The following is an 11271-nucleotide window of genomic DNA, read 5'->3' on the forward strand; positions in this document are numbered from 1 at the left end:
GAGATCGACACTTCGGAAAAGTCACTTCCCGGACCCGCCACACCCCAGCCTAGAACATCCCTCTTGATCATCACTTGACACAGAGGGGTGCCAGAGGCGGATGTTCGCAGGGCTGGGTAGCAGCTCAGTCTCCGTAGCCGAACCACGTGATGTGGCCGGGACCCTGGCTGCTGGCCTGCGCGGGACTGCATGTCGCCGCGACGCGGGTCCTCAGCCGACACTCAGTCGAGTGGCGGTGTCCGGCATTCCCCGACGGCGGTCGGCGGGCGAGGGGTGCTGATGATCCGAGTAACCACACACTCCTCAGGGATCCTGCGTCTGGATGGTCCCGGCCGCTGACCACCTCGTGCTGTCGTTGACCGCCCGCGGGTTGACGACCAGGGAGATCGCGGCGCACTTCGACGACGTCTACGGGGCGAAGGTCAGCAAGGCTCTGGCCACGCCGTCGTGATGGCGTCGGGCAGACCCTTGAGGCCGCTTGGGGCTTGGCGGCAGCGACGATCCTGCCTGGGTCGATGACGAGGATGGTGTGGGCGATGGCGACGGCGGCCTTCTTGCTGCTGGTTTTGCCGAAGCGTCGGTGCAGGCGGCGGTAGCGGGCGCCGCGTCGGGTGCTGGTGCGGGAGGTGGCACAGGCGGCTTCGACCAGCACGGTGGCGAGGTGCGGGTTGCCGTGGCGAGTGGTGCCTCTCCTGCGATTTCCGGCTGATTCGTGGTTGCCGAAGCAGCTCGACGTGCAGGTCACCCCGTGCAGCGGCACGGGCTCGACGGCGACCATCGGCTACACGGTGAAAAACAACGGCAGCAAGGCGCGCCGCGTCACCTTGGAGGTCGAGTACCGAGACGTGTCCGGCGCGCGTCTCGACACCGATACCGCCTACGTCGGGAGTGTGCCGGCTGGCGACACGGTGCGCGGCGAGGAGTCGACGTTCCTGAACGCCTCACCCGGTTCTGGCACCATCACCTGCAAGATCGTCAAGGTGTCCTGACGTCAAATACAACGAAGCGCCCCGCCCGCCGAGCCGGCGGTGTCGACACGACCTGACGCTCGTCGGCGGCGCGAGGGCGGCCGGCGCGGGCGGGCCCGCAGTATGAAGAACCCCTTCAGCTCCTGACCGCGCACTTCCCGCCGGCGACGCCCTCGTTGGATGCGACCGCCGGCCGGGCCTTGAGCCGTCTGAGGCGGGGACGAGGCGGCGTCGCCGGCTTGCTTGCGCCAACTGCCGCCGGCGTCGGCGGCGACGGGCGGCCGGGGCAATTGCCGTCGGGTCATGGTCGAGGGGCCGAACCGGCGGTGCGGGGACCAAAAACTTTTGGTGGTTTCCTACAAATGACGGGTGGGTGGTTCGGTGATAGCGCCATGGCGCTCGCGGCCGGCAGGCGGAAGGGTAACCACTGCCGGGAGCCGTTGTCTCTCGCGGCGTGCACGCTATGGGTCTACCAAAAGGGGTCAATCGGGTGTTCAACCGTGTCGCCATCGTCAACCGTGGTGAGGCTGCCATGCGGCTCATCCACGCTGTCCGAGAGCTGGCTGCGGAAACCGGCGTCCCGATCGAGACCGTCGCCCTGTACACCGACGTCGACCGCACCGCGACCTTCGTGCGTGCGGCGGACATCGCCTACGATCTCGGTCCGGCGTCCGCCCGCCCGTACCTCAATCTGGTGGCGCTGGAGCGCGCGCTGACGGAGACCGGGGCCGACGCCGCGTGGGTCGGCTGGGGCTTCGTCGCCGAGGATCCGGCGTTCGCGGAGCTGTGCGAGAAGATCGGGGTCACCTTCGTCGGGCCGAGCGCGGAGGCCATGCGCCAGCTCGGCGACAAGATCGGCGCCAAGCTGATCGCCGAGGAGGTCGGTGTGCCGGTCGCGCCGTGGAGCCGCGGTGCCGTCGAGACTGTGGATGCCGCCCGGGCGGCAGCGGCCGAGATCGGCTACCCGCTGATGCTGAAGGCGACTGCGGGCGGTGGCGGGCGCGGCATCCGCGTGATCAGGAACGAGGATGAGCTCGCGGACGCGTACGAGCGCACCAGTCAGGAGGCGGCGCGGGCGTTCGGCAGCGGCGTCGTGTTCCTGGAGCGCCTGGTCACCGGGGCCCGGCACGTCGAGGTCCAGGTGATCGCCGACGGGCAGGGCACCGCGTGGGCGCTCGGTGTCCGCGACTGCTCGGTGCAGCGACGCAACCAGAAGGTCATCGAGGAGTCGGCATCGCCGGTGCTCAGCCCGGCGCAGGCAGCCGAGCTCAAGGCGTCGGCCGAACGGCTGGCCGTGGCGGTCGGTTACCGAGGCGCGGCGACCGTCGAGTTCCTGTACCACCCCGGCGACGGGGTGTTCGCGTTCCTCGAGGTCAACACCCGCCTGCAGGTCGAGCACCCGATTACCGAGTTGACCACCGGGTTCGATCTCGTCAAGGCGCAGCTACACGTCGCCTCCGGTGGGCGACTCGACGGCGAGCCGCCGGCGGAGCGCGGGCACGCCATCGAGGCCCGGCTGAACGCCGAGGACCCCGACCGCGACTTCGCGCCGTCGCCGGGTCGTATCGCGCGGCTGGACCTGCCCACCGGCCCGGGGATCCGGGTGGACACCGGCGTCAGCGAGGGTGACACCATCCCGGCCAACTTCGACTCGATGATCGCCAAGATCATCGCGTACGGCCGCGACCGCCACGAGGCGCTCGGCAAGCTGCGCCGGGCGATGGCGAACACCACGGTGATCATCGAGGGTGGGGCGACGAACAAGAGCTTCGTCCTCGACCTGCTCGACCAGCCCGAGGTGATCGACGCCACCGCGGACACCGGCTGGATCGACCGCGTCCGAGGCGAGGGCAGGCTCGTCGCCCACCGGCACTCCGCGGTCGCGCTGGCCGCCGCCGCCATCGAGGCGTACGAGGAGGAGGAGCGCGTCGAGCGGCAGCGGCTGCTGTCGACGGCGTCTGGCGGGCGCCCGCAGGTGCAGCACCGCAGCGGCCGACCGCTCGACCTCAAACTGCGCGGCGTCACCTATCGAATGCGCGTGGCGCGGGTCGGCGCGCACCGGTTCCGCGTCGGCATCGAAGCGGGCTCCGCCGTACGCACCGCCGACGTCGAGCTCGACCGCTTCGACCGGCACACCGGCCACATCATCGTCAACGGCTCCCGGTACCGCCTGCTCACCGGCACCCACGGGCCCACCCACCTGGTCGAGGTGGACGGCGTGACGCACCGGGTCAGCCGCGACGAGGGCGGCGTCGTCCGTTCCCCCATGCCCGCGCTGGTCGTCGCCACGCCGCTGGAGGCCGGCGACGAGGTCGAGGCGGGCGCGCCGGTGCTGGTGCTCGAAGCCATGAAGATGGAGACGGTGCTGCGGGCGCCGTTCCGGGCGCGGCTGAAGGAGTGCGCCGTCTCCGTGGGCAGCCAGGTGGAGGCCGGTGCGCCGCTGCTGCGGCTGGAGCCACTCACCGACGGGGCCGCCGAGACCGCGAGCGGCCCGGCCGCCGTTCCCGTCGAGCTGGACCTGCCCGCCGCGTCCGAGGACGTGCCGGCGTACCGGCGCAGCAGGCGCGGCCAGGAGGACCTGCGCGGCCTACTGCTCGGCTTCGACGTCGACCCGCACGACGACCGTCGAGTGCTCGACGATTACCTCACCGCGCGGCGGGCGGCCACCGAGGACGGCCACCGGCCCCTGGCCGAGGAGCTCGACCTGGTCACCGTGTTCGCCGACCTCACCGAGCTGAGCCGCAACCGGCCGACGGGCGAGGACGGCGACGGCCATGTCTACAGCGCCCGCGAGTACTTCCACACATACCTGCAGAGCCTCGACATCGAACGGGCCGGCCTGCCCGGTTCGTTCCAGGCCAGGCTCGCCAAGGCGCTCGGGCACTACGGGGTCACCGACCTGGAGCGCTCTCCCGAGCTCGAAGCCGCCGTGTTCCGGATCTTCCTCGCCCAGCAACGGGCGTCCGCCGACGCCACGGTCGTCGCGACGCTGCTGCGCGCGTGGCTGCGGGAGCCGCCGCCGGACGAGACGCTGCGCGAGCCCGCCGGCCTCGCGCTGGAGCGGCTGGTGGCCGCGACGCAGGTCCGCTTCCCGGTGGTCGCCGACCTCGCCCGCGGCGTGGTGTTCGCCTGGTTCGCCCAGCCGCTGCTGCGCCGCAACCGCGCCCGCGTTTACGCCCAGGTCCGGGGCCACCTTCGTCACCTGGACGCGCACCCGGACGCGCCGGACCGCGCCGAGCGCATCGCGGAGATGGTACGCAGCACCGAGCCGCTGGTCCGGCTGCTCGGCCAGCGGCTCGTGCGCGACCACCTCGACAACACGGTCATGCTGGAGGTGCTGACCCGGCGGTACTACGGCAACAAGGCGCTCACCAGCGTGCGTGCCCGCGCGGTCGCCGGCTGCCGGTTCGTGGTCGCCGAGCGCGCGGACTCCACCGTGGTCTCCACCGCGGTGAGCTTCGACGCGCTGGGCAGCGCGCTGCGCGGGCTCGCCGAGCTGGCCAGCGACGAGGACGCCGTCGACGCCGACATCTACCTCGGCTGGGAGGACCAGCCGGAGGACTTCGACGCGATGGCTGCCGCGCTGCTCGAGGTCATCACCGCGCACCCGCTGCCGCGGGTCCGCCGGCTCACCACCACCGTCGCGGGTCGCGGCGGCGCGGTGATGCACCACCACTTCACCTTCCGCCCGTCGGGTACGGGGATCACCGAGGACCGGCTGATCCGCGGCCTGCACCCGTACATCGCGCAGCGGATGCAGCTGGAGCGGTTGCACAAGTTCGACCTGACCCGGCTGTCGTCGTCGGACGAGGAGGTCTACCTCTTCCAGTGCGTGGCGCGGGAGAACCCGTCCGACGAGCGCCTCGTCGCGTTCGCCCAGGTGCGGGACCTGACCGAGCTGCGCGAGCAGGACGGTCGGCTGGTCGCGCTGCCGACCACCGAGGACGCCATCGCCGCCTGCCTCGACTCGATCCGCCGCGCCCAGTCGCGGCGACCGTCGAAGACGCGCTTCACCACCAACCGGATTGTGGTCTACGTCTGGCCGCCGAGTGAACTCACCCGCGAGGAGATGGAGATGATCGCCGGGCGCGTGCGCCCGACGACCGCGGGCGCCGGGCTGGAGGAGATCCTGTTCATCGCCCGGCAGCGCGACCGCCGGACCGGCGAGCTGACCAAGATTGCCGTACGGATCTCCTTCGACGCCGCGGGCGGCGCCGAGCTGACCGTCGGCGAACCGCCGGTCGAGCCCGTCGAGCCGCTCGACGAGTACCGGCTGAAGGTGCTACGCGCGAGCAGCCGCAACACGGTGTACCCGTACGAGCTGACCGGCCTGCTCGGGGACTTCGTCGAGCATGACCTCGACGACCACCACGCGCTGGTGCCGGTGGACCGGCCGAGGGGGCGCAACAGCGCCGCCATCGTCGCCGGGGTGGTCACCACGTCGACCGCGCGGCATTCGCAGGGTGTCGCCCGGGTCGTGCTGCTCGGCGACCCGACGAAGTCGCTGGGCGCCCTGTCGGAGCCGGAGTGCCGGCGCGTGATCGCCGCGCTGAACCTGGCGGAGCGGATGCGGTTGCCGCTGGAGTGGTGGGCGCTGTCCGCCGGGGCCCGGATCTCCATGACCTCGGGCACCGAGAACATGGACTGGGTGGCCGCGGCGCTCAAGCGGATCGTCGAGTTCACCCAGGCTGGCGGTGAGATCAACATCGTCGTCGCGGGCATCAACGTGGGCGCGCAGCCGTACTGGAACGCCGAGGCGACGATGCTCATGCACACCCGGGGCGTCCTCGTGATGACGCCGGACTCGGCGATGGTGCTCACCGGCAAGCAGTCGCTCGACTTCTCCGGTGGGGTGTCGGCCGAGGACAACTTCGGCATCGGCGGCTACGACCGGGTGATGGGACCGAACGGGCAGGCGCAGTACTGGGCGCCGAACCTGACCGCCGCACGGGACGTGCTGATGTCGCACTACGACCACACGTACGTCGCGCCCGGCGAGAAGGCGCCGCGGCGGGCGAGCACCAACGACCCCGTGGACCGCGACATCTCCACCTTCCCGCACGGCGTGCCGGGCAGCGCCTTCGGCACCGTCGGCGAGATCTTCTCCGCGGAGGCCAACCCGGAACGCAAGAAGCCGTTCGACATCCGGACCGTGATGCGGGCGCTCTCCGACCAGGATCACCCGGTGCTGGAGCGCTGGGCGGGCATGGCCGACGCGGAGACCGCGGTGGTGCAGGACGTACACCTCGGCGGCATCCCCGTGTGCCTGCTCGGCATCGAGTCACGAGCCGTGCCACGGCGCGGCTTCCCGCCCACCGACGGCCCGGACACCTACACGGCGGGCACGCTGTTCCCCCGGTCGTCGAAGAAGGCGGCGCGGGCGATCAACGCGGCCAGCGGCAACCGGCCGCTGGTGGTGCTGGCGAACCTGTCGGGCTTCGACGGCTCACCGGAGTCGATGCGCAAGCTGCAGCTGGAGTACGGCGCCGAGATCGGCCGGGCGATCGTGAACTTCCGCGGGCCCATCGTCTTCTGCGTGATCTCGCGGTACCACGGCGGCGCGTTCGTGGTGTTCTCGAAGGCGCTGAACCCCAACATGACGGTCCTCGCGCTGGAAGGCTCGTACGCCTCGGTCCTCGGCGGCGCCCCCGCCGCCGCAGTGGTGTTCTCCGCCGACGTCAACGCCCGCACGGCGGCCGACCCCCGGGTGCGGGACCTGGAGGCCCGCGCTGCGGCCGCGGCCGGCACCGCACGCGCCGCGTTGACCGCGGAACTCGACGAGCTGCGCTCCTCGGTACGCGCGGAGAAGCTCGGCGAAGTTGCCACGGAGTTCGACCGCGTGCACAACATCCAGCGCGCCGTCGAGGTCGGCTCGGTGGACGCCGTCATCCGCGCCGCCGAGCTGCGTCCGCGCATCATCGACGCCATCGAGTCGCGCCTGCTTTGATCCCTGCCCGGCCGGGGACTTCCACCAGGGAGTCCCCGGTCTCCCGCCGGGGTGACGTCTCCGCCGCCCGCGGTTGACCGCCTGCAGCACGGAGGTGGAGGACGATCTCGTTGCTCTGTTGTGGTGCCGATGACGGTAGTAGACGTTGCGGGGGTGCTCGACCTGGTTGACGAGGGCGTATTCCTGGGGGAAGCGGCAGCGGTAGTAGGCGTCGCCGTGGTTGTACTGGCCCTGCATTCTGCGCTTGCAGGCGGCGCAGTAGATCAGGCCGCGGAAGAGGTACGGGTTGCGGGTGCGCTTCCTGGTTCTTTCGCCGTCGGTCTTATGGCAGCACGTCACGTCGCGCTCATACGCTGGCGGCCACGTCACGTGCGGCCTGTGCCAGCGCGTTGACGAGCGCTGTTTGCCCAGCCGTGCGCCACACCAGCGCCCATGGACACACAGGGCCGTCGCGCACCGGCAGGTAGGTGATCCCCGGCCAGGGGAAGTACCGGGCGGCTTCGGCTTGCACAGGCTGGACGGCCGCGCCTGCGGCAACGACGGTGAGGACCTCCTGCCAGGTGGTGACCTTGGGACCGCGCCGCACAGGGCGGCCGCTGGGGGTGTGGAACGGCACCAGCGCCTGTTCCCAGTACCGCGGGACCGGCACCGACGGCTCGGCGACCAGGTGATCGGCCAGGTCCTCCATGACGGCGCTGCCCTGTCGGGCCAACGGATGGTCGTCGGCGACCATGAACATGATCGGCTCGGCACGCACGACAGGCCCGACCGTCAGGTCGGGCTCGTCGACCGGCGTCCACAGCAACGCCACGTCGACCTCGCCGTTGCGCAGGGCAGTGAACGGGTCGCTGACGTGCACCTCCCGAAAACGCAGCTCGCAGTCGGGATGCCGAGCACGGAACAGGCCCGTGACATCGGCGATGTCATGAGCCAGCGCACCCATCGCGCCGAGGGTGAGTACACCGGTCATGCCACGGGCCGCGATGGCCGCGTTCTCGATCCCGGTCAGGATGCCCTGGTAATTGACGGCGAGATCGTCGCGCAGTCGTACGCCGATCGGGGTGAGCGACACCCTGCGGCTGGTGCGTTCGAACAACGCGGCCCCGATGCGTCGCTCCTGGGCTGCGATCGACTGGCTGACCCGAGCCTGCGACAGGTGCAGACGCTGCGCGGTTCGTCCGAAATGCAACTCCTCGGCCAGCGTCAGGAAGATCTCGATGTCGCGCAGCTCCACGACGGCCCACCTCCATCCGACCACGTGCGCCGAACCCGCCGGCCGCCGGCCGGGTCAGCGACAGGTAAGCGTATCCGCAGCGCTCGCGGCCGGGCGCCGGCCGGGTCGCCAGCCCATCACCCGCAGCGCGCCACCGTGCCCGAGAACGGGTCCATAACCGCCGATTATCGACCCATGCGCGAAGTCTCGTTGATGCCTGAGCAATGCCGGGTGATCGTGAAACACGACCTTGGAGGACCTGTGACCCCTCAACCATCTCGTCCACGCAGTGCGGTGGTACCCGGGAATCGAGACCCGCCGCAGCGATCCGGAGCGAGGAGAAGCTTGTGAACCTGCTACTTCGTTTCGCCGACGTCCATCGGGCGTGGCTCGCCGAACTCGCTGAAACCGCCCCACCGGCCTACCCCGTCATGGCCCGCGGCGGCGCGAAGTCCGAAGACCTCCGCAACCACGCCGACGTCATCGTCCACCGGCACGGCGCCGTGATCGCCTGCGCCGTCATCACGATTCCGGGCAGCCGTCGCGGCCGCGCCCGCCTGCACCTCGACGTGCAGCGGGCCGCTGAGGAACCCGGCCTACGAGAGTGGCTCGCGGCCACGGCCCTGGGCCGGCTCTACGACACCCATCCCGAGATCACCGAGGTCGAAGCCACCACGGCGCCCGACGAGCACGAGCTGATCGCCGCTCTGGCCGACCTCGGATTCCGGCAACAACCAGGAGAACGAATGCGCAAGCTCGTGTACCTCGTCGGCGTCTCGCTCGACGGCCGCATCGCCGGACCCGGCGACGAGCTCGACTTCTATCACGTAGGCGAGTCGTTGCGGGACTTCATCACGGCCGAGTACCCGGAGACGCTGCCCGGCTTCGCCCGGCAGGCGTGGGGCGTCGACGGTGCGCCCAACCGCCGCTTCGACGCGGCCGTCATGGGCGGTGCCACCTACGGCGCCGGTCTGGCGCAGGGCATTTCCAGCCCCTACCCGCATCTGAGGCAGTACGTCGTGTCATCGACGTTGAGCTCGCCCGACCCGGCGGTGGAGATCACCGGCGGAGACGTGCGGAGGCTGGCGCGCCGGCTGAAGGCCGAACGCGGCCTCGACATCTGGCTGTGCGGCGGCGGGCGGCTCGCGCAGCAGCTCATCGCCGAGATCGACGAACTGGTCCTCAAGGTGTACCCGGTCGTGGCCGGGGCCGGCGTGCCGCTGTTCGGCGACCGGTTCTCGCCCGCCCACTTCACCCTCGCCTCCGCTCGCCCCTTGGCCGACGGCACCGTCATCCTCACCTACCACCCCGCACAGGAGATCTCGTGAACATCCTCGTCACCGGCGGCACCGGCAAGACCGGCCGCCGCGTCGCCCAGCGGCTGTTCGACCTCGGCCACGACGTGCGCGTCGGATCACGGTCCGCGGCGGCACCGTTCGACTGGACCGACCCCGGGACCTTCGCAGCCGCGCTGCGCGGCGCCGGCGCCGTCTACATTGCCTACCAGCCCGACCTCGCCTCACCCGGCGCTGCGGAGACTGTCGAACACTTCACCCGGCTGGCCGCGGCCGCGGGTGTCGGTCGGGCGGTTCTGCTGTCCGGACGAGGCGAGGCCGAGGCCGAAGCCAGCGAACGTGGGTTCGTCACCGCCGCAACCAAAGGCGGCCTGAAGTGGACGGTGCTGCGCTGCGCCTGGTTCCATCAGAACTTCGACGAAGGCCACTTCCGCGAGCCCCTCGCCGCGGGCGTCTTCGCCGTGCCGGCCGGGTCCGCGCCCGAACCGTTCGTGGATGCCGGCGACATCGCCGACGTCGCCGTCGCCGCCCTTACCGGCGACGAGCACCACGAGAAGGTGTACGAGCTGACCGGACCGCGGCTGCTGACCTTCGCCGAAGCGGTAGCCGTTCTCGGCGTCGCGGCCGGCCGGGAGATTGCCTTCGCCGAGCTGCCGGTCGAGCAGTACGCCGCCGCGCTCACCGCCGACGGTGTCCCCGCCGAGACCATCGACCTGATGGTTTACCTGTTCACCACGGTGCTCGACGGCCGCAACGCCCACCTGTCCGACGACGTTCACCGTGTGCTCGGCAGGACGCCTCGCGACTTGGCCGCATACGCCCACGAGCATGCGGGCGCCTGGCGTCAGCGCTGATCGCGCTCTGGCGCAGACCCGCCTGCGGGCGTGCCGGAGAGCACGCCCGCAGGCGCCGGTAGCGGACGGAACCTGGCACGGACTGCCAGGCTCCTCTGCTACCAAGCCTTTCCGCGGATCGGGGGCACGTCGAGGTCGCGCTCACCGCCCCGGTGCTCGGCGAGTAGCTGCCGACGGATCGAACGCCAGGCGACGCGCTCCTGCCGACGGGCGAGCATGCGGTGCGACTGGAAGGTGCAGAGCTGACAGCCGCAAAGGTTCGGAGCCTGAGCCGACGGCTGCCGGTAGCAGCGAGTGCGGTTCCAAGCGGGCGAGGCGAGGAACTCGTCAAGGTCACAGGGGCCGGAGCCGTGTCGGTGGATGTCGGTAAACCAGCGACGCAACTGCGGATCTCGCTGCTGCACTCGCTCGGGTCGGTGAACGTCGGTACGGGCCATGTGACGACCGCCTTCCGGCCGCCCGCGCACCGTGCGCGGGACTAACGCCTGTCTGACATGTCGATCACCTCCAAGGGGTGGGGTGGACGCCCGGTATGCGAGCGGTGGGGGCGTGCCCGGCTCCCGGCTCAGCCGGGGAGCACCCATCACAACACTGGGTTGCGCCGTACATGTTAGGCCCCGCCTCCGACGGGATTCCGCCACCTAGTGCTCTGACCACAAACGTTGGCGGTGTTGGTGACACGCCGGCCTGAGTGAAGGGCTGGGCCGGCGTGGGGCCGTCAGGCTGTTGGGGTGGCAGAGCCGGTTCGGGTACGTCGATTAAGTGATCAAGAGGGTCAGCGGCTGCAGCGTCTGGTGCGTCGGGGCACGGGCTCGGTGGTGCGGCTGCGGCGGGCGATGGTGGTGCTCGCCTCAGCTGGCGGGAACAGTGTGCCGGTCATCGCCCGGCTCGTGCAGGCTGACGAGGATTCCGTTCGGCAGGTGATCCACCGGTTCAACGAGATGGGCATGGCCAGCCTGGACCCTCAGTGGGCGGGTGGCCGTCCCCGCCGGAT

General features: G+C 70.8%; 7 protein-coding genes. 6 read left to right on the forward strand and 1 reads right to left on the reverse strand.

From position 1 onward, the window contains the following. The first annotated feature begins 322 nt into the window (after positions 1 to 322). The 3 genes from M2302_RS32615 to M2302_RS32625 all read left to right on the forward strand — a co-directional run bounded on the left by M2302_RS32615 (position 323) and on the right by M2302_RS32625 (position 6915). Positions 323 to 451 (forward strand): transposase, encoded by a 129-nt coding sequence (locus M2302_RS32615; protein WP_280841642.1) that lies wholly within the window; start codon positions 323 to 325, stop codon positions 449 to 451. 283 nt (positions 452 to 734) lie between these two features. Beyond that, positions 735 to 989: an FxLYD domain-containing protein gene (locus M2302_RS32620; RefSeq protein WP_280841636.1), complete on the forward strand. Its 255-nt coding sequence runs from the start codon at positions 735 to 737 to the stop codon at positions 987 to 989. A gap of 469 nt (positions 990 to 1458) precedes the next feature. After that, complete coding sequence (locus M2302_RS32625) at positions 1459 to 6915, forward strand: carboxyl transferase domain-containing protein (RefSeq protein WP_280841637.1); 5457 nt, start codon at positions 1459 to 1461, stop codon at positions 6913 to 6915. 346 nt (positions 6916 to 7261) lie between these two features. On the opposite strand, the gene M2302_RS32630 is transcribed toward M2302_RS32625, so the two are convergent. Continuing rightward, positions 7262 to 8149, reverse strand: a complete 888-nt coding sequence (locus M2302_RS32630; RefSeq protein ID WP_280841638.1) for a LysR family transcriptional regulator — start codon at positions 8147 to 8149, stop codon at positions 7262 to 7264. 410 nt (positions 8150 to 8559) lie between these two features. On the opposite strand from M2302_RS32630, the gene M2302_RS33245 reads away from it, so the two are divergent. The 3 genes from M2302_RS33245 to M2302_RS32645 form a co-directional block, all read left to right on the forward strand. Beyond that, on the forward strand, positions 8560 to 9456 hold the full coding sequence (locus tag M2302_RS33245; RefSeq protein WP_348529491.1) for a dihydrofolate reductase family protein: 897 nt from the start codon (positions 8560 to 8562) through the stop codon (positions 9454 to 9456). Further along, complete coding sequence (locus M2302_RS32640; protein ID WP_280841639.1) at positions 9453 to 10277, forward strand: NAD(P)H-binding protein; 825 nt, start codon at positions 9453 to 9455, stop codon at positions 10275 to 10277. The genes M2302_RS33245 and M2302_RS32640 overlap by 4 nt, the downstream gene beginning before the upstream one ends. Positions 10278 to 11008: 731 nt before the next feature. After that, positions 11009 to 11271: helix-turn-helix domain-containing protein (locus M2302_RS32645; RefSeq protein ID WP_280841640.1), on the forward strand; the 263-nt coding region annotated here is incomplete at its 3' end.

This window comes from Micromonospora sp. A200, assembly GCF_029893845.1.
GTDB classification, from domain to species: domain Bacteria; phylum Actinomycetota; class Actinomycetes; order Mycobacteriales; family Micromonosporaceae; genus Micromonospora; species Micromonospora purpureochromogenes.

Bases quoted from the DNA above. Each gene is read 5' to 3' on its own strand.
- M2302_RS32615 (WP_280841642.1), top strand. From the start codon at position 323: ATGGTCCCGGCCGCTGACCACCTCGTGCTGTCGTTGACCGCCCGCGGG.
- M2302_RS33245 (WP_348529491.1), top strand. From the start codon at position 8,560: ATGGCCCGCGGCGGCGCGAAGTCCGAAGACCTCCGCAACCACGCCGAC.